The organism is Pseudomonas sp. MPR-R2A5, from assembly GCF_058793055.1.
In genome coordinates, this window is record NZ_JBXAFK010000032.1 from 1 (window position 1) to 16,934 (window position 16,934).

General features: G+C 58.6%; 20 protein-coding genes and 1 pseudogene. 10 read left to right on the top strand and 11 right to left on the bottom strand.

Annotated features, from left to right (window positions below; translation table 11 throughout):
* Positions 1-108: 108 nt before the first annotated feature.
* Both hppD and AC1Q6I_RS21620 read right to left on the bottom strand, forming a co-directional pair.
* On the bottom strand, positions 109-1,185 hold the full coding sequence (gene hppD / locus AC1Q6I_RS21615) for a 4-hydroxyphenylpyruvate dioxygenase (protein WP_102625026.1): 1,077 nt from the start codon (positions 1,183-1,185) through the stop codon (positions 109-111).
* Between the two features lie 245 nt (positions 1,186-1,430).
* Positions 1,431-2,354 carry a DMT family transporter gene (locus AC1Q6I_RS21620; protein WP_024075359.1) on the bottom strand — a complete coding sequence of 308 codons (924 nt, stop codon included), beginning with the start codon at positions 2,352-2,354 and terminating at the stop codon, positions 1,431-1,433.
* 77 nt (positions 2,355-2,431) lie between these two features.
* Between AC1Q6I_RS21620 and AC1Q6I_RS21625 the strand changes: the two genes are divergently transcribed.
* From AC1Q6I_RS21625 to AC1Q6I_RS21635, 3 genes are all read left to right on the top strand, one after another.
* Entirely contained in the window at positions 2,432-3,343 is a 912-nt protein-coding gene (locus AC1Q6I_RS21625) for a LysR family transcriptional regulator (protein WP_024075358.1), read from the top strand.
* A gap of 47 nt (positions 3,344-3,390) precedes the next feature.
* The gene (locus AC1Q6I_RS21630; protein ID WP_069076031.1) at positions 3,391-4,932 is read left to right on the top strand and encodes an EAL domain-containing protein; all 1,542 of its coding nucleotides are present in this window, start codon (positions 3,391-3,393) and stop codon (positions 4,930-4,932) included.
* A 198-nt stretch (positions 4,933-5,130) separates the two neighbouring features.
* Positions 5,131-5,496 (top strand): histone-like nucleoid-structuring protein, MvaT/MvaU family, encoded by a 366-nt coding sequence (locus AC1Q6I_RS21635; protein WP_024075356.1) that lies wholly within the window; start codon positions 5,131-5,133, stop codon positions 5,494-5,496.
* A 109-nt stretch (positions 5,497-5,605) separates the two neighbouring features.
* Here the strand turns inward: AC1Q6I_RS21635 and AC1Q6I_RS21640 are convergent, their stop codons facing one another.
* A complete protein-coding gene (locus AC1Q6I_RS21640) occupies positions 5,606-6,142 on the bottom strand; it encodes a DUF4946 domain-containing protein (RefSeq protein WP_069076032.1) in 537 nt (178 codons plus the stop codon).
* A 199-nt stretch (positions 6,143-6,341) separates the two neighbouring features.
* Here AC1Q6I_RS21640 and gloA point away from each other — a divergent pair, with 199 nt between their 5' ends.
* A complete protein-coding gene (gloA, locus tag AC1Q6I_RS21645; RefSeq protein ID WP_024075354.1) occupies positions 6,342-6,863 on the top strand; it encodes a lactoylglutathione lyase in 522 nt (173 codons plus the stop codon).
* 51 nt (positions 6,864-6,914) lie between these two features.
* Here gloA and ahpF read toward each other — a convergent pair whose 3' ends face one another.
* The 3 genes from ahpF to AC1Q6I_RS21660 form a co-directional block, all read right to left on the bottom strand.
* Complete coding sequence (gene ahpF / locus AC1Q6I_RS21650) at positions 6,915-8,480, bottom strand: alkyl hydroperoxide reductase subunit F (RefSeq protein ID WP_069076033.1); 1,566 nt, start codon at positions 8,478-8,480, stop codon at positions 6,915-6,917.
* 126 nt (positions 8,481-8,606) lie between these two features.
* Entirely contained in the window at positions 8,607-9,170 is a 564-nt protein-coding gene (gene ahpC / locus AC1Q6I_RS21655; RefSeq protein WP_003173835.1) for an alkyl hydroperoxide reductase subunit C, read from the bottom strand.
* A gap of 133 nt (positions 9,171-9,303) precedes the next feature.
* Positions 9,304-10,236, bottom strand: a complete 933-nt coding sequence (locus AC1Q6I_RS21660) for a site-specific integrase (RefSeq protein ID WP_024075352.1) — start codon at positions 10,234-10,236, stop codon at positions 9,304-9,306.
* 170 nt (positions 10,237-10,406) lie between these two features.
* On the opposite strand from AC1Q6I_RS21660, the gene AC1Q6I_RS21665 reads away from it, so the two are divergent.
* Positions 10,407-11,414, top strand: a complete 1,008-nt coding sequence (locus AC1Q6I_RS21665; RefSeq protein WP_069076034.1) for a DNA-binding protein — start codon at positions 10,407-10,409, stop codon at positions 11,412-11,414.
* Here AC1Q6I_RS21665 and gorA read toward each other — a convergent pair whose 3' ends face one another.
* Positions 11,415-12,773 carry a glutathione-disulfide reductase gene (gene gorA, locus AC1Q6I_RS21670; protein WP_069076035.1) on the bottom strand — a complete coding sequence of 453 codons (1,359 nt, stop codon included), beginning with the start codon at positions 12,771-12,773 and terminating at the stop codon, positions 11,415-11,417.
* Between the two features lie 118 nt (positions 12,774-12,891).
* On the bottom strand, positions 12,892-13,731 hold the full coding sequence (gene galU, locus AC1Q6I_RS21675) for a UTP--glucose-1-phosphate uridylyltransferase GalU (RefSeq protein ID WP_003212579.1): 840 nt from the start codon (positions 13,729-13,731) through the stop codon (positions 12,892-12,894).
* Positions 13,732-14,040: 309 nt separating this feature from the next.
* Between galU and AC1Q6I_RS21680 the strand changes: the two genes are divergently transcribed.
* Both AC1Q6I_RS21680 and AC1Q6I_RS21685 read left to right on the top strand, forming a co-directional pair.
* Positions 14,041-14,226 carry a hypothetical protein gene (locus tag AC1Q6I_RS21680; RefSeq protein ID WP_016969599.1) on the top strand — a complete coding sequence of 62 codons (186 nt, stop codon included), beginning with the start codon at positions 14,041-14,043 and terminating at the stop codon, positions 14,224-14,226.
* 143 nt (positions 14,227-14,369) lie between these two features.
* Positions 14,370-14,651, top strand: coding sequence for a hypothetical protein (locus AC1Q6I_RS21685; protein WP_024075349.1), 282 nt, complete (start codon positions 14,370-14,372; stop codon positions 14,649-14,651).
* A gap of 11 nt (positions 14,652-14,662) precedes the next feature.
* On the opposite strand, the gene AC1Q6I_RS21690 is transcribed toward AC1Q6I_RS21685, so the two are convergent.
* The 3 genes and pseudogenes from AC1Q6I_RS21690 to AC1Q6I_RS21700 all read right to left on the bottom strand — a co-directional run bounded on the left by AC1Q6I_RS21690 (position 14,663) and on the right by AC1Q6I_RS21700 (position 15,548).
* Positions 14,663-14,893, bottom strand: coding sequence for a hypothetical protein (locus AC1Q6I_RS21690; RefSeq protein ID WP_069076036.1), 231 nt, complete (start codon positions 14,891-14,893; stop codon positions 14,663-14,665).
* Positions 14,894-14,970: 77 nt separating this feature from the next.
* Positions 14,971-15,076, bottom strand: a pseudogene (locus AC1Q6I_RS21695) (c-type cytochrome); the annotation flags it as partial.
* A 121-nt stretch (positions 15,077-15,197) separates the two neighbouring features.
* A complete protein-coding gene (locus tag AC1Q6I_RS21700; RefSeq protein WP_024075645.1) occupies positions 15,198-15,548 on the bottom strand; it encodes a hypothetical protein in 351 nt (116 codons plus the stop codon).
* Between the two features lie 212 nt (positions 15,549-15,760).
* On the opposite strand from AC1Q6I_RS21700, the gene AC1Q6I_RS21705 reads away from it, so the two are divergent.
* Genes AC1Q6I_RS21705 through alkB form a run of 3 tightly spaced genes read left to right on the top strand, consistent with a single transcriptional unit; the run spans position 15,761 to position 16,924 of the window.
* Positions 15,761-16,063, top strand: a complete 303-nt coding sequence (locus tag AC1Q6I_RS21705) for a DUF1883 domain-containing protein (RefSeq protein WP_024075646.1) — start codon at positions 15,761-15,763, stop codon at positions 16,061-16,063.
* Between the two features lie 26 nt (positions 16,064-16,089).
* Positions 16,090-16,254 carry a hypothetical protein gene (locus AC1Q6I_RS21710; RefSeq protein WP_168232635.1) on the top strand — a complete coding sequence of 55 codons (165 nt, stop codon included), beginning with the start codon at positions 16,090-16,092 and terminating at the stop codon, positions 16,252-16,254.
* 4 nt (positions 16,255-16,258) lie between these two features.
* Entirely contained in the window at positions 16,259-16,924 is a 666-nt protein-coding gene (alkB, locus tag AC1Q6I_RS21715) for a DNA oxidative demethylase AlkB (RefSeq protein WP_069076037.1), read from the top strand.
* Positions 16,925-16,934: the final 10 nt, after the last annotated feature.

Genomic DNA, 16,934 nt, shown 5'->3' on the forward strand with positions numbered 1-16,934 from the left:
GATGGCCTCCAAAAACAAAACACCCTGCGAAAGCGTAGCCCTCGCAGGGTGTGGGGGTGACCATCTCATTAGCCCGGCCGAGGCAGACCTCGGCCGGGCTTTTTTTGTTCAGTCGGCGCTCAATACACCGCGACGTACCTGGTCACGCTCGATCGACTCGAACAACGCCTTGAAGTTGCCCTCCCCGAACCCATCGTCGCCCTTACGCTGGATGAATTCGAAGAACACCGGGCCCATCAGGGTTTCCGAGAAAATCTGCAGCAACAGGCGCTTGTCGCCTTCAATGGACGAGCCGTCCAACAGAATGCCACGCGCTTGCAGTTGGTCCACGGGTTCGCCGTGGTTCGGCAGGCGGCCTTCGAGCATTTCGTAGTAGGTGTCCGGCGGTGCCGTCATGAAGCGCATGCCCATGCGCTTCAACGCGTCCCAGGTCTTGACCAGGTCGTCGGTGAGGAACGCCACGTGCTGGATGCCCTCGCCGTTGAACTGCATCAGGAACTCTTCGATCTGCCCGGCGCCCTTGGACGACTCTTCGTTCAACGGGATGCGGATCATGCCATCCGGGGCGCTCATGGCCTTGGAAGTCAGGCCGGTGTATTCACCCTTGATGTCGAAGTAGCGGGCTTCACGGAAATTGAACAGCTTCTCGTAGAAGTTGGCCCAGTAAGCCATGCGCCCGCGGTACACGTTGTGGGTCAAGTGATCGATGACCTTGAGGCCGGCGCCTACCGGGTTGCGCTCCACGCCTTCGAGGTACACGAAATCGATGTCATAGATCGAGCTGCCCTCACCGAACCGGTCGATCAGGTACAGCGGTGCTCCGCCAATCCCCTTGATGGCCGGCAGGTTCAGTTCCATCGGCCCGGTTTCGATATGGATCGGTTGCGCGCCCAACTCCAGAGCACGGTTGTAGGCTTTTTGTGAATCCTTGACGCGAAACGCCATGCCACACACCGACGGGCCGTGTTCGGCGGCGAAATACGAGGCGATGCTGTGGGGCTCGTTGTTGAGGATCAGGTTGATCTCGCCCTGGCGATACAGCTCCACGTTCTTGGAACGGTGGGTCGCGACCTTGGTGAAGCCCATGATCTCGAAGATCGGTTCCAGGGTGCCGGGGGTGGGCGATGCGAATTCAATAAATTCAAAGCCCATCAGGCCCATCGGGTTTTCGTATTGGTCTGCCATGTTCGGCGCCTCATCATGCTTATGATTAACGGATATCAATTGCCAGCAAGGATGAAGCGCGAGGGCGGTGCACACGAGAGGCCCCGCACGCTGCGGGCGAGGAAATCACCAAAGATGAGGGGGGAGCCGAGTAGCTTCATGGTTACATCAGTCTCTGACGGCCGAGGCTTGCGTGAGCGCAAGTCCATATTCTTGTATGCGTAAATCGATTCTACACAGCGTAACCGAGTTTGTCCGTACTCTTATCAAATCCCCATTGCCCTGACCCGCGCAAGGGGTTTGTTGCACAGGTAGATCCCCAGCAGGATGACCGCGCCCCCCATCAGCATCGGCGCAGTCAGAGGCTCTCCCAGCAGCAATGCGCCACAGATCACGGCCGTCAGCGGATTGAGCGCGATAAATACCCCGGAACGTGTCGCGCCAATGCGCCGGATACCCTCGTAGTAGCCGATATACGCCAGGGCCGAGCCCAGCACACCCAGGTACAGCAAGCTCAAGAGTTGTGGCAGATGAACGTTGCCGAGTGCTGCGGTGGTGAAGCTTCCCGTGGCCAACGTGGCAGTGCCCAGCATCGACGTCCCCAGCAATATCGACCAGGTCACCGTCTGCAAGGGGCCCAGGCTTTGGTTGAGTCCACGAGACAGCAGCGAGTAGACGCCCCACCCCGCCACGCAGCCGAGAATGAGCAGGTCGCCGATCCAGGCGTGGCTGGCCCCCTGCAACACGTGCGGGTTGCGGCTGACGATCACCGCCGCCGCGCCAACCAGGCACAACACGATGCCCAGCCACTGGGCGCGACCCAGGCGCTCCTTGAACCACAGCCAGGACGCCAGGCCGATCACCGCCGGGTTCAGCGCGACGATCAGTGATGCCCGCGAAGCATTGATGTACTGCAGCCCATAGAAGAAGCACAGGTTGTAGAAAAAGATCCCAAAAAACCCCAATACCGCCAACCGTGCCAGTTGGCGGGGGCTTGGGCGTACCAGCGCAATGCGCGCGCAAGCCAGGTACAGCAGCAGCGCCAGGCTCGCCAGGAGAAAACGCAGGCTGGCGGCCAGCAATGGATTGATCTGATCGGCCAGGTAACGCCCGGCGACGAAGGTGCCGCCCCAGACCATGGTAACGGCGGCGAGTTTGCAGTAAGTCAGGCGATCCGGGCTGGGGCTCATAGAAAGTTGCTCGAGGGGCGAAAGAATGCAGTTATTCTTTTGCTAATACTTCCTCATCGTAAAATGAGTGTTTGCTCATGACCCTGACTCAATTGGAAATCTTTGCCCTGGTTGCCGAGCTGCAAGGCTTTACCAGTGCGGCCCACCGGCTGGGCATCAGCCAATCCGCGGTATCCCACGCCATCAAGGCGCTGGAGCAGGAGTTGGGCGTGGAACTGTTTCGACGTCACCAAACCCTGGTGGAGCCGAGCGATATTGGCCAGCAATTACTCGGACGCGCCCGTGCCATGCTGGGCCTGGCCAACACCCTGCAACAGGAGGCCGCCGATGCCCGAGGCATGAAGCGCGGCACCTTGCGCATCGGTTCGTTTGGGCCCACTGCGTCAAATCGCTTGCTGCCGAGCATTCTCAGGCGGTTTCGCGCAGCGCATCCCGGCATTGAAGTGCACGTGGACGAGGGGCCTGATCGGCAAGTACTCCAGTGGCTGGATGAGCGGCGTATCGACGTCGGTTTCGTGGTACTGGAACAAGAGCGCCTCGATACCTTTGCGGTGTTCGAAGACCAGTTGGTGGCGCTGTTGCCCGCCGATCATCCCCTGGCCGCACGAGAGGCCCTGACCCTGCGAGACCTGTGTGACGATCCGTTCATTCTCACCGAGGCCGGCTCCTCGGAGTTGGTCACTCGCCTGTTCAGCGCGGCCCGGTTGCAGCCGAAGGTACGCTATCGCTGCGCCCAACTGCTCAGCACCCTGGAAGCGGTCAGTCGTGGCGATGGCCTGAGCATCGTGGCAGAAGCCTCGTTACCGCAGGCAAGCGACCCGCGTTATGTCAAACGCGCGTTGTCACCCCGCGTGCCGCGCCAGATCGGCCTCGCCGTGCTGGACCGGCGTCAGTCGTCTCCTGCCACGCTGGCCTTTATCGCGATGGCACAGGCCCCGGGAATGGCGAGCATATTTCCAGCCGGCCATCTATCATCGACGCATCCCTGACCGGCCTACCGGTACATTCCCCCACTGTGTAACAGGCCGTAGAACTCATGCCGCTCACCGTCCAAGGTCCTCGAAAGCCCTTCACACGCTACTCGATCAGTGCATTGTCCGGGCTGCTGCCGATCCTGATGGGTGTCGTCATCCTGTACTGGCAAGCCGAAGGCACGCTTGAACAGAGCACGGCCCAGACGGCCCAGGAGGCCGTGCGCCAGTTCGACCTGATGCTCGACAACACCGCACTGGCGGCCCAAGCCTTGCTCCCGCTGGCCGGCCAACCCTGCGACGCCGCTACGCAATTGGCCTTGCGCGAACAGGTCACGCGCCGACCGTTCGTACGCGCCACCACCTTGTCCTGGCAGGAAAACATCTATTGCAGCTCATTGTTCGGCAGCCACTACGCATCGCAGGTCAATCCGGATGATTATGTGGACGGTCGCCTGTGGTTGATGAATGGCAACCCGGTCACACCGGATACCGCGCTGCTGGTCTATCGCCTGGTCGAAGGCGACCAAGGTGCCTTTGCCTCGATCGATGGCTACCACCTGACCAACGCCCTGCGCCTGATCAGCCGCTATGCGCAATTGGTCCTGCAAGTGGGCCCCCATTGGCTGGACGCTGAGGGCAACGTGCATGACACGGCCGTGCCGCAGTTCGCGGTGGCCCACCACCACCTGGTCTCGCCGCGCTATCACTACAGCGTCGAAGCCGGTATGCCGGCGGGTGAAACCTGGCGTTATATGCAAGCGCGCTACCCGGCGATGTTCAGCCTGGTCGTGTTCTTCGGCATCCTGGCGGGCCTGCTTGCGCACTGGCTGCAAAAACGCGTGTCGGCCCCCTCCCATGAGTTACAGCGCGCGTTGGGGGCCAACGAGTTCATGCCTTATTTTCAACCCGTGGTCCGCGGCGATACCCGCCAGTGGGCGGGCTGTGAAGTGCTGATGCGCTGGAAACACCCCAAGGAAGGCCTGGTGCGCCCCGACCTGTTCATTCCGCTGGCCGAGGATTGCGGCCTGATCGTACCGATGACCCGCGCGCTGCTACGCCAAACAGCCGCGCAACTGGCGCCCCATGCCGCGCGCTTCAGCCCAGGCTTTCATATCGGCGTGAATATTACCGCCCGCCACTGCGAGGACCTGGCGCTCGTGGAAGACTGCCGGGAGTTTCTGGCGGCCTTCACGCCTGGCCAGGTCACACTGGTACTGGAGCTGACCGAACGTGAGTTGATCGAGCCCACGGACATCACCCGCCGCCTGTTCGACGCCTTGCATGCGCTGGGCGTCATGATCGCCATCGACGACTTCGGCACGGGTCATTCCAGCCTGGGTTACTTGCGTAACTTCAATGTGGACTACTTGAAGATCGATCAAAGTTTTGTCGCCATGATCGGTGTGGACGCGCTCTCGCGGCACATCCTGGACAGCATCATAGAACTGTCCGTCAAGCTCGACCTGGGCATCGTTGCCGAAGGCGTGGAAACAGCAGAGCAATGTGAATACCTTGCCGCACACGGTGTGCACTTCCTACAGGGTTATCTGTTTGGTCGTCCTTTACCTTGTGATGAATTCATTAAATCCCTGGCCCGCCATTGAATAGCCAGCGACTAATACGATGAAATAATGTTGTTCAGACAAAAGACATGATTTACTCATGACGGATTAACTACTACAATTTTTCTTGCCTGTGCAGAAGTCCGCAGGACGGCTTTTTCCTCGAGTCGCCTTAACGCGCTTGGCTTGTAGCTTTGTCTGCAGTTGATATCAGTCAAATACACTATTGGAGTACAGATTTTGTCCAGACTCGCCGAATTTCGCGCAGCAGAAAAAGCCCTTCAAGAACAGCTTGCCCAGCTGGAGTCCTTGAAGAACGATGCCGGCCTGAAGAAAGAAATCGAATTCGAAGAAAAGCTTCAAGCGCTCATGAAGAGCTATGGCAAAGGGCTGCGCGATATCATCTCGATCCTCGATCCCAACCTGGGCAAGGCCGGTGCGTCGGTTGTCGCCGCACCAAAACAGCGCCGCGCACGCGTGGTCAAGGTTTACCAAAACCCGCACACCGGCGAACTGATCGAAACCAAGGGCGGCAATCACCGCGGCCTGAAAGCCTGGAAAGAACAGTATGGCGCCGCCACTGTAGACTCCTGGCTTCGCGGCTGATCCACCGCACTAACAAAAAGCCTCGCATAAGCGAGGCTTTTTATTTTCGAGTTCGAAAACGAACTTAAATAACATTTCATTCGGTTCAAAAACGATTGATGTAACGCCATCAAAGTTTCAAGCTGTCACGCACCGAACTGACTTCATCCTTGCTCGCTTCGTAAGCTTGCGCTTGGCCCGCGTATGAAAATACATAGGCTTTATCGACATCAACAGCGCCCACCAATGTTTGCGACAGCACATGCCGCCCGTTTTCGGTAATCACGCAAGTAGTTTCGAGCGCATCGAGGCGACTCAACGTCGTGGGGTGCATCTTGGTGCAAACGCTTTGATAACCGCCTTGGGCAAAATCCTTCTGGATGGATTTACGCATTTCCAGCAATACCCCCTGAAGATTAACTTTATGTCCGGCCTCGATCGGCGTGCCAGTCAACTCCATGACCATCAGGGTGCTGCCGTTTTCATCGTTCTTGATGGCCCGTTGGCGCGACACGGCGGCAGGGTTGGCGGGTGCCTGGTCGTCGGGCACCACCTCCTCCACCTGCCAGCCACTGGGCCAATGAATTTCCGGGTCGGCCGCCAGCACAAAGGGGCTGCCCATCAGCAAACACAAGGAACTCAACAGCGGTCTACGAAATTCGATCATTGCAAAAAACGCCCAAGGTTCAAGCGACAAAGTTTGAGCCTCGGCACCCACAGGCCGCAAGGTCCGTGTGGGCTTTTTCATTTGGCGCTGCGCGCAGGCCTTGCGTATCATGGTTCGACTGCACGGATGCCAGCCGCAAGCCAAGGGACCGCTCATCTCACATCGAGCCGCATTTGCCCGATTTTTTCCTGGAGGGCCCATGAGCCTGCACGATCTGAACACTTTCCCGGGCGTCACCGCCCAACCTGACACCGCCACCGCGAACTTCGTGTTCAACCACACCATGCTGCGGGTCAAGGACATCACCAAATCGCTGGATTTCTACACCCGCGTACTGGGTTTCTCCCTGGTTGAAAAACGCGACTTCCCGGAAGCCGAATTCAGCCTGTACTTCCTGGCGTTGGTGGATAAGGCCCAGATCCCGGCCGACGCTGCCGAGCGCACCCAGTGGATGAAGTCGATCCCAGGCATCCTGGAACTGACCCACAACCATGGCACCGAAAACGATGCCGACTTTGCCTACCACAACGGCAACACCGATCCGCGCGGCTTTGGCCATATCTGCATTTCGGTGCCGGATATCGTGGCGGCATGCGAACGTTTCGAAGCCTTGGGTTGCGATTTCCAGAAGCGCCTGACCGATGGTCGCATGAAAAGCCTGGCGTTCATCAAGGACCCGGATGCGTACTGGGTTGAGATCATTCAGCCAGCGCCGCTGTAAACGAAAAAACCCCATGATCGCTCATGGGGTTTTTCATTTCCGGGCCCGGATTTACGCCGGAGCGGACGTCCGAATCAGGTGATCGAACGCACTCAGGGAAGCCTTGGCGCCCTCTCCAACCGCGATCACAATCTGCTTGTACGGCACCGTGGTCACGTCACCGGCAGCGAATACACCGGGCAATGAGGTTTCGCCACGGGCGTCGACGATGATCTCGCCACGGGGCGTCAGCTCCACGGTGCCTTTGAGCCAGTCGGTGTTGGGCAGCAAGCCGATCTGCACAAAGATGCCTTCCAACTCGAGGGTCTTGAACTCGCCGCTGTCGCGATCCTTGTATGCCAGGCCGGTGACTTTCTGGCCATCCCCCTTGACTTCACTGGTCAACGCGCTGGTGATCACGTCAACGTTGGGCAGGCTGTACAACTTGCGTTGCAGCACCGCATCGGCGCGCAGCTTGCTGTCAAACTCGAGCAGCGTGACGTGGCTGACGATACCTGCCAGGTCAATGGCGGCTTCGACGCCGGAGTTACCGCCGCCAATCACGGCCACGCGCTTGCCTTTGAACAGCGGGCCATCGCAGTGCGGGCAAAAACACACGCCCTTGGCCTTGTATTCCTGCTCCCCCGGCACACCCATTTCGCGCCAGCGGGCGCCAGTGGCCAGGATCACTGTCTTGGACTTGAGCGTCGCACCGCTTTCAAAGCGAATTTCGTGCAGCTCACCGGCATTTTTCGCCGGGATCAGGCTGCTGGCGCGCTGCAGGTTCATGATGTCGACGTCGTACTGGCGCACATGGGCTTCGAGCGCGCTGGCCAGTTTCGGCCCTTCGGTTTCCTGTACCGAAATAAAGTTCTCGATGGACATGGTGTCCAGCACCTGACCGCCGAAACGTTCGGCTGCCACGCCGGTACGGATGCCTTTGCGCGCTGCGTAGATGGCGGCTGCCGAACCGGCCGGGCCACCACCGACGACGAGTACATCGAAGGCGTCCTTGGCGCTGATTTTCTCAGCGGCTTTTTCGATGCCGCTGGTGTCGAGCTTGGCGAGGATTTCTTCCAGGCCCATGCGGCCTTGGCCGAAGTTCACCCCGTTGAGGTAGACACTGGGCACCGCCATGATCTGGCGCTCATCGACTTCCGCCTGGAACAGCGCGCCGTCGATGGCGACGTGGCGTATGTTCGGGTTCAGCACAGCCATCAGGTTCAGCGCCTGGACCACGTCCGGGCAGTTCTGGCAGGACAGCGAGAAGTACGTCTCGAAGCTGAACTCGCCTTTAAGGGCGCGAATCTGTTCAATCACTTCGACACTGGCCTTCGACGGGTGGCCACCGACTTGCAGCAGGGCCAACACCAACGAAGTGAATTCATGACCCATGGGGATACCGGCGAAACGCAGGCTGATATCGGCACCCGGGCGGTTGATGGAGAACGACGGCTTGCGCGCATCATCGCCATCGGTTTTCAGGGTAATCAGCGTGGTGAGGCTGGTTACGTCCTGCAAAAGGGCAAGCATTTCCTGGGATTTCGCGCCGTCGTCGAGGGAGGCGACGATCTCGATCGGCTGGGTGACCCGTTCCAGGTATGACTTCAACTGAGCTTTAAGATTGGCGTCCAACATACGGGCGATTTCCTGTTCATTCGGTTTATTGCAGACAAAAAAACGCCCGAGCGAATCTCGCCCGGGCGTTTCGAGGGCGGTGTTGCTTACTTAGGTGCGGTAATCCGCCCTTGATACTTCACAGACTTAGATCTTGCCGACCAAGTCCAGGGACGGCGCCAGGGTGGCCTCGCCTTCTTTCCACTTGGCTGGGCACACTTCACCTGGGTGAGCAGCGACGTACTGGGCTGCCTTGATTTTGCGCAGCAGCTCGGAAGCGTCACGGCCAACACCACCGTCGTTCAGCTCAACGATCTTGATCTGACCTTCAGGGTTGATGACGAAGGTGCCGCGGTCTGCCAGGCCAGCTTCTTCGATCAGTACGTCGAAGTTGCGGGAGATGGTCAGGGTCGGGTCGCCGATCATGGTGTACTGGATCTTGCCGATGGCTGGCGAAGTGTTGTGCCAGGCAGCGTGAGCAAAGTGGGTGTCGGTGGAAACACTGTAGATTTCCACGCCCAGTTTCTGGAACTCGGCGTAGTTGTCAGCCAGGTCTTCCAGCTCGGTAGGGCAAACGAAGGTGAAGTCGGCTGGGTAGAAGAACACTACAGACCATTTGCCTTTCAGGTCAGCGTCGGTCACGTCTACGAAGTTGCCGTTTTTGTATGCGGTAGCTTTGAACGGTTTTACTTGGCTGTTGATGATAGGCATCGTTGACTCTCCGTCAGGGGTTAAGAAGTTGATGAAGTGAATCCTACCCACTCTTCTGGACGATGGCTCATTGGCAAACCTGATGCTGACGATTGGCTTTCTCTATCAGGCAACCGTATTAATAGAAGAAACATCAAATCAGCGCGGGAGTGGCCAAGGTCATGCCGAGAAAGGGTGTTGCTTCAACATAGCGCATGGCCGATTTCATGTCGCTCCAGCCGACGTAACTCATCAGCGACTTCAAATCCCAGCCGCTGCGATGGGCCCAGGTCGCAAAGCCGCGGCGCAGGGAGTGACTGGTGTAGTGCTCGGCAGCAATGCCCGCACGCTCAAGGGCCTGGCGCAGCAGCGGAATCACACTGTTGGGGTGCAACCCCTGCTCGCCCACGTTGCCCCAGCGGTCGATACCGCGAAATACCGGACCGCGCACCAGGGCCGACGCGCTGAGCCACTCGCTGTAGGCCTGCACCGGGCACAACCTTAGTAAAGCGGGGGTTTGGTAGGTCTTGCCGAGGTTGTCGCGATCGCTTTTGCTGCGTGGCAGATACAGGCTGATGCCGGCTCCGGGCACGGCCTGGACATGCTCGATGCTCAGCCGACATAACTCATCGCTGCGAAACCCCCGCCAGAAGCCCAGCAGGATCAGTGCAGTGTCGCGCTTGGCGCGCAACCATCGAGCTTGGTCCTGAGCCTTGCCCGCCTCGATCGCCTCAACCTCAAGGGACGCCACCACTTGCTCCAGATGCTTGAGCTGCAACGGCTCGGCCTGTTTTTCCTGCGCAGGGTGCACGGCGCGAATGCCCTTGAGCACCTTGCGCACGACTGGCGCCTTGGTCGGGTCGGGGAACCCCTGGCTGGTGTGCCATTGCGCCAGCGCCGAGAGCCGCAGCTTCAAGGTGTTGACCGCCAATACCCCAGCGTGCGCCACCAGATAACGCGCCACGCTGTCGCTCGTCGCCGGCAGGAATCCGCCCCAGCTCACTTCGAAGTGCTCGATGGCCGCGCGATAGCTGCGGCGCGTGTTATCGCGGGTGGCGGCGTTGAGGTAACGATCCAGATCGCTCATGAAAGGCCTATTCGTACTGCTATCGGGGGTATCGGCGGCTGAAACCTGTTTGACACGGGATAATACGCCAATATCCCATCTGTTAAATCATGAATTTGAACCCTATTTTATTCGTGATACAGTATGTATCTACATAATACGTACCACAGTACTAAATCGACGGAGACCCCATGGCTCGCGGCGGCATAAACAAAGCAGTAGTTCAAACGGCACGCCTGGCGATCCTTGCCCGCGGCGAGAACCCCAGCATCGACGCCGTGCGCATCGAAATGGGCAATACCGGCTCGAAAACCACGATTCATCGTTATTTGAAAGAATTGGATGAGAGTGAAACCCGCCTGACCATTACCGAAGCCCCCATCGACGAGGAGCTTGGCGAACTGGTGGCGCGCTTGGCCCAGCGCTTGAAAGAGAAAGCCCAGGAGCCGATTGACCTGGCCTTGGCGCAGTTTGAACAGCAGAAGACCGCCCTGCTCGCCCAGATCAAAGCGCTGGAAGAGGCCCACAGCCAGCTGCAGCAGCAATTCGATATCCAGGCCGCGGCCCTCGCCGAAGAAAGTGCCGCCCTGCAAACCGCCAGCACCAGCCTGCAGACCGAGCAAACCCGCAACGCCGGCCTCAGCCAGGCGTGCAGTGACTACGAGCTGCGGATCAGTGACAAGGACGAACAGATTCGCTCCCTGGAAGAAAAGCACCTGCATGCCAGGGATGCGCTGGAGCATTACCGCACTGCAATCAAGGAGCAACGCGAGCAGGAACAGCGTCGCCATGAAGGCCAGCTGCAGCAGGTCCAGGCGGAACTGCGCCAGGCCCAGCAAAGCGCCATGGTGCGCCAGGACGAGATCACTCAACTGCACCGCGACAACGAGCGGTTGCTGATCGAGCAACGGGTAACAACGAAGGAACTCAGTGCATTGCAGGAGCAAATCCGCAAGGATCAGGCTCACCAGCTCAAGCTGAGCGAACAGGTCAATCAGATCGACAACGAACGCACCGTGCTTCAGGAGCGCCTGCGCGTCGCAGTACTGGACAGTCAATCACGCCAGGAAGCGCTGATCGCCCACCAGCAGACGAACAAGGCACTGGAACTGGACCTGATCAAGGCCCAGGCCACCATCGACGCGTTGCGCCTGGCGGCCGTCATTGCAACGGCGCCAGAGGCCACGCCTAAAGCCTGATCAGCCAGCCACGGGCGTGCGCATGGTGACGAACTCTTCCGCCGCGGTGGGGTGCACGCCGATGGTTTCATCGAAATGCTGCTTGGTCGCGCCCGCCTTGAGCGCGATCGCCAGGCCCTGCACGATTTCGCCGGCGTCCGGGCCAACCATATGGCAACCCAGCACTTTGTCGGTGTCGGCATCGACCACCAGCTTCATCAAGGTTTTCTCCTGACAGTCTGTCAGCGTCAGCTTCATTGGCCGGAACCGGCTTTCAAAGACCTGCACCGCATGGCCCTTTTCTTTCGCTTCTTCTTCCGTCAGGCCGACGGTGCCGATGTTCGGCAAGCTGAACACCGCCGTCGGGATCATCGCGTAGTCCACCGGGCGATATTGCTCAGGTTTGAACAAGCGACGCGCCACAGCCATGCCCTCGGCCAGGGCGACCGGGGTCAATTGCACGCGCCCTATCACATCGCCAATGGCCAGGATCGACGATTCGGCGGTCTGGTACAGGTCATCCACTTCGACAAAGCCGCGCTTGTCGAGTTTGACGCCAGTGTTTTCCAACCCCAGGTTATCCAGCATCGGACGACGGCCGGTGGCGTAGAACACACAATCGGCTTCCAGCACTCGACCATCTTTCAGCGTTGCCTTGAGGCTGCCATCGGCCTGCTTGTCGATGCGCTCGATATCGGCGTTGAACTGCAGGTCGAGGCCGCGCTTGGTCAGCTCTTCCTTCAAATGCGTACGCACCGAACCGTCGAAACCACGCAGGAACAGGTCGCCGCGATACAACAAGGAAGTGTGGGCCCCCAAGCCATGGAATATCCCGGCGAACTCGACGGCGATATAACCGCCCCCCACCACCAGCACACGCTTGGGCAGCTCTTTCAGGAAAAACGCCTCATTCGAACCGATCGCATGCTCGCGCCCCGGAATCTCAGGGATCTGCGGCCAGCCGCCCGTGGCGATGAGGATATGCTTGGCGGTGAAGCGCTCACCATTGATCTCCACCTGATGCGGGTCGACCAGTCGTGCGTGCCCCTCATGCAGGGTGACGCCGCTATTGACCAGCAGGTTGCGATAGATGCCATTGAGACGGTTGATCTCGCGATCCTTGTTGGCGATCAGGGTCGCCCAATCAAAGTTCGCCTCCCCCAGGGACCAGCCAAAGCCACTGGATTGCTGGAAATCTTCGGCAAAATGCGCGCCGTATACCAACAGCTTCTTCGGCACGCAGCCGACGTTCACGCAGGTACCCCCCAGGTAGCGGCTTTCTGCGACAGCCACCTTGGCACCAAAACCGGCGGCAAAGCGCGCCGCACGAACGCCACCGGAACCGGCGCCAATTACATACAGGTCAAAATCGTAGGCCATTTCACTCTCCTCGGCAGGCCATCAGCATACCGACTTACATGGGGCTGAAAAACGAAAAAGCCACCCGAAGGTGGCTTTCTCTAGCGTTCGTACTTTAAATCAGGCGGGCAACCGTGAATCAGTAAGCCTTGCCAGTCTTGTAGAAGTGCTCGTAGCAGAAGTTGGTCGCTTCGATGTAGCCTTCGGCACCACCGCAGTCAAAGCGGCGACCTTTGAACTTGTAGGCAATCACGCAACCGTCTTTGGCCTGCTTCAACAGGGCGTCGGTGATCTGGATCTCGCCACCCTTGCCTGGCTCGGTTTCTTCGATCAACTTGAAGATGTCCGGGGTCAGGATGTAACGACCGATGATCGCCAGGTTCGACGGTGCATCTTCCGGTGCTGGCTTCTCGACCATGTCGCGTACGCGGATCAGGCCGTCGCCAATGTCGTCGCCAGCGATCACGCCGTACTTGTTGGTTTCCTGAGGGTCAACCTCTTGAACCGCGACGATGGTGCAACGGTATTTCTGGTACAGCTTGACCATTTGGGTCAGGACGCCGTCGCCTTCCAGGTTTACACACAGGTCATCCGCCAGGACCACGGCGAACGGTTCGTCACCGATCAGTGGGCGGCCGGTGAGGATGGCGTGGCCGAGGCCTTTCATCTGGGTCTGGCGGGTGTAGGAGAACGAGCACTCGTCGAGCAGTTTACGGATGCCGACCAGGTATTTTTCCTTGTCGGTGCCCTTGATCTGGTTTTCCAGCTCGTAGCTGATGTCGAAGTGGTCTTCCAGCGCGCGCTTACCGCGGCCAGTAACGATAGAGATTTCGTTCAAGCCGGCATCCAGTGCCTCTTCGACGCCGTACTGAATCAGTGGCTTGTTCACCACCGGCAGCATCTCTTTGGGCATGGCCTTGGTCGCTGGCAAGAAGCGAGTGCCGTAACCGGCTGCTGGGAACAAGCATTTCTTGATCATATGAGTCCTTACAAAGGGCTGTGCGTACGGAATTCGGCGCAGTCTAATCAGGCCGCAGTCACCTTACAATGGGTCCTGCTGGCGTTGCGATGTCAACATAGAGAAAAAATGTCGTCGTAAGTTCCGCTAATCCTACGAAGCGCTTCACTAACGACATCCCCAAATCAGACTTTTCCTCCGATTTAAAAGGGACCCAACCTTTTTAGCACGCTTTTCGGCGCCAGACATTGACATGGAATAACTTCGGCGAGCCTGCGACATTTGGCGCTATCATTACGCCTTTGAATCCGACCACGAGATTGTTAATAGATGTCAGAACCCAAAGGCGTAAATGGCTACCTGATCACCCAGCGTGCGGACGGCTGGCACCTGATCAACTTCCACGGAGACAGCGTCGCCGGCACATTCGCGACCGAACGTGAAGCGATTGCGGTTGCCGAAGTGTTCGTGGATGAAGCAGGCCATGCGTCGAGCAAGCGCCCGAAGGGCAAGTAAACCTCGCCGCCCAGCGCATAAAGCCCCGTTCAACGGGGCTTTTTTGTGTTTGTCTGTACCTACATGGCAGTTCGCTATAATCTTCCGCAAACGCCCCACGACAGTGTCCGCGCTCCTTCCAACACCTTTGACGACGAACACACATGAACAAGATTCTGGCCCTGACTGCGGTACTGGCGCTTACCGGTTGCACCACCACCTCTGACGTCTATCTGAAAAACGGCGAACAGGGGCTGACCATCGATTGCTCGGGCGAAGCCAACTCCTGGGCCAGTTGCTACGAAAAGGCTGACGCCTCCTGCGCGGGCACCGGTTATCGCATCGTCGGTACCGAGGGTACGCCGGCGTTGAGTGAAGATGACAAGACCCTGGGCAAGGACGTCGGCAACTTCAAAAGCCGCAGCGTGGTAGTGGTCTGCAAGTAGGCGCAAGTGCCCTACATGTGAATTTCCGCAAACTTGATGCCGAGGCCGCGAATGGTCTCGATCAGGTCGTCCAGGCGCTGGAACGACTCCACCTCATCCTGATCATCCACCAGGAAAAAACTGCGCCCACCGCTTTTCTTGAAGAATACGATCCACTCGCCCGGATCGGCGGGGTTCTGGATGACATGGGTGGCCGAAATCTGACCCTCGGCATGTTGGGCTCTGACGTGTTCGCGTTTCATGACAGGTTTCCACATAAAGACAAATGCCGCGCAAACCCAAGGCTTGAGCGGCATTTTTGCATTGAATGACCGACAGTTTAACGGATGCCCTGCCCGATCAGCACGCCCTCTGCGGTTTGAGCGTAAAGATTGACCCCCGCGTGGCCGCTCGTGGCTGCTGACGTCGGCGGCCACCTCCCAGGCCGGCGTCCTGGCTCAGGTTGTAACGCTTGGCGGGTGGCGACAACTCATAAAAAAGCCTGGCGCTGTTACGACAGGGCCAGGCTTCTTTTATCGGATTCAAGGGGCGGCGGGTTCACGCGGCTTAGCCGGAAATGCACTCTTCACCGGCCTTCTTGACGTCACCCGGACGGATAGGCACGTTGGACATGCTCTCGTAGAGCTTGATGCTGCTGCCACTGGAACGCTCTTCGATCTCGAAAATCGCAGAAGGGTCGGCGGAGAACTTCTGTGGCACGATGACTTGTACCCCCTCCTTATGAGGTTCGATCTGCGGCGGCCGGCGCGTCGTGGACAGTTTGCGCACCACACAGGCAGCATATTCCTGTGGTTTCTTCCCGGATATAACCGCCAACGTCGGCGGGGTCTGCTTGATGTCTGCAACCGAAGCACACCCACCTAGCGCCAGGGCCAGAACCAACACACTCCACTTCATAAAAAACCTCCGATAAAGACCCTACGACAGCGGGGATGGTAATTTTCTCCCGCCAAAGTAGGATTTATCCCTGATAACTCGGTAGATAACTGTTTTAAATTGTCAAAGTCGTCGACGACGGCCCGATAATAAACGCGCTGGGGCTGATAAACTCCATCTTAACCTACGTATCGTTCTGATTTTTCAGAAAAAGCCCTTCTGGAGACACCCCCATGAAATTCATCCACCAGCGCGAGCACCTCAACGAAGGAGACATCGTTGTTATCGAATGCTCGCAAACCTGCAACATTCGCCTGATGAGCGACGCCAACTTTCGCAGCTTCAAAAATGGCGGGCGCCACACCTACCACGGCGGCGCTTTCGACAAATTCCCGGCAAAAATCACCGCGCCGAGCACCGGGTTCTGGAACATCACCCTGGACGTCGTGACCCGCCGCGCCATCAGCGTCACCCGTAAACCCACCTTGTCCCACAAGATCCGCATCGTTCGTCGCACCAGCTCCAAACTGAGCTGATCCGGACTCTCGACAGGAAAGAAGCTGTGACTACCACCAAATACGTCATCAAGTACAAGCTCAACGGCGAGCGTCGTTTTGAATTTGCCCAGTTGCACACCAACAGCGTTGAAGAAGCCAAGCAAGCCCTGGCAAAAATTCACGATGCCAACGACGAAATCACCGACATCAATGTGAGCAAGGCGCTGTAAGGACATGACCGGCCCTACCGCTGACCTGTTTGCCGATGATGCGCTGCAACAACCGCAGAAGCGCGAGCAGATTGGCGAACAGTCCTACGTCCTCAGAGGTTATGCCCTGCCCTGGATTGAGCGCCTCCTACCCGAATTGCGCCGTGTACTGGCGCAATCGCCATTTCGCAAGATGGTCACCCCAGGCGGATTTACCATGTCGGCGGCCTTGAGCAGCTGCGGCGAATTGGGCTGGAACACGGATGCCAACGGCTACCGCTACAGCGCGCTGGACCCGCGCAACCAGCAGCCTTGGCCGGCACTGCCCGACGCGATGCGCCAACTGGCGGTGCAGGCGGCTGCGCAAGCCGGGTTCAACGACTTTGTGCCCGACGCCTGCCTGATCAACCGTTACGTGCCAGGGGCAAAGATGTCTTTGCATCAGGACAAAAACGAGCGCCGCTACTCGGCGCCCGTCGTGAGTGTGTCCCTGGGGCTACCGGCGATCTTCCTGTTTGGTGGCCATGAACGCAGCGACAAGGCGCAAAAAGTCTCGTTGTTCCACGGCGATGTGGTGGTGTGGGGCGGTGTCGATCGCTTGCGTTTCCATGGGGTGATGCCGATCAAGGATGGCGTGCATCCCATCATGGGCCCGCAACGTATCAACCTGACCTTTCGCACCGCCGGCTGATTTGACCGCA

Excerpts from the sequence above, each read along its gene's own strand:
- gloA (WP_024075354.1), top strand. The coding sequence starts at position 6,342 with ATGAGCCTGCACGATCTGAACACTTTCCCGGGCGTCACCGCCCAACCT.
- AC1Q6I_RS21630 (WP_069076031.1), top strand. The coding sequence starts at position 3,391 with ATGCCGCTCACCGTCCAAGGTCCTCGAAAGCCCTTCACACGCTACTCG.
- AC1Q6I_RS21665 (WP_069076034.1), top strand. The coding sequence starts at position 10,407 with ATGGCTCGCGGCGGCATAAACAAAGCAGTAGTTCAAACGGCACGCCTG.
- AC1Q6I_RS21685 (WP_024075349.1), top strand. The coding sequence starts at position 14,370 with ATGAACAAGATTCTGGCCCTGACTGCGGTACTGGCGCTTACCGGTTGC.
- AC1Q6I_RS21625 (WP_024075358.1), top strand. The coding sequence starts at position 2,432 with ATGACCCTGACTCAATTGGAAATCTTTGCCCTGGTTGCCGAGCTGCAA.
- alkB (WP_069076037.1), top strand. The coding sequence starts at position 16,259 with ATGACCGGCCCTACCGCTGACCTGTTTGCCGATGATGCGCTGCAACAA.
- AC1Q6I_RS21620 (WP_024075359.1), bottom strand. The coding sequence starts at position 2,354 with ATGAGCCCCAGCCCGGATCGCCTGACTTACTGCAAACTCGCCGCCGTT.
- gorA (WP_069076035.1), bottom strand. The coding sequence starts at position 12,773 with ATGGCCTACGATTTTGACCTGTATGTAATTGGCGCCGGTTCCGGTGGC.
- galU (WP_003212579.1), bottom strand. The coding sequence starts at position 13,731 with ATGATCAAGAAATGCTTGTTCCCAGCAGCCGGTTACGGCACTCGCTTC.
- AC1Q6I_RS21700 (WP_024075645.1), bottom strand. The coding sequence starts at position 15,548 with ATGAAGTGGAGTGTGTTGGTTCTGGCCCTGGCGCTAGGTGGGTGTGCT.
- AC1Q6I_RS21680 (WP_016969599.1), top strand. The coding sequence starts at position 14,041 with ATGTCAGAACCCAAAGGCGTAAATGGCTACCTGATCACCCAGCGTGCG.
- ahpF (WP_069076033.1), bottom strand. The coding sequence starts at position 8,480 with ATGTTGGACGCCAATCTTAAAGCTCAGTTGAAGTCATACCTGGAACGG.
- hppD (WP_102625026.1), bottom strand. The coding sequence starts at position 1,185 with ATGGCAGACCAATACGAAAACCCGATGGGCCTGATGGGCTTTGAATTT.
- AC1Q6I_RS21690 (WP_069076036.1), bottom strand. The coding sequence starts at position 14,893 with ATGAAACGCGAACACGTCAGAGCCCAACATGCCGAGGGTCAGATTTCG.
- AC1Q6I_RS21660 (WP_024075352.1), bottom strand. The coding sequence starts at position 10,236 with ATGAGCGATCTGGATCGTTACCTCAACGCCGCCACCCGCGATAACACG.
- AC1Q6I_RS21640 (WP_069076032.1), bottom strand. The coding sequence starts at position 6,142 with ATGATCGAATTTCGTAGACCGCTGTTGAGTTCCTTGTGTTTGCTGATG.
- ahpC (WP_003173835.1), bottom strand. The coding sequence starts at position 9,170 with ATGCCTATCATCAACAGCCAAGTAAAACCGTTCAAAGCTACCGCATAC.
- AC1Q6I_RS21705 (WP_024075646.1), top strand. The coding sequence starts at position 15,761 with ATGAAATTCATCCACCAGCGCGAGCACCTCAACGAAGGAGACATCGTT.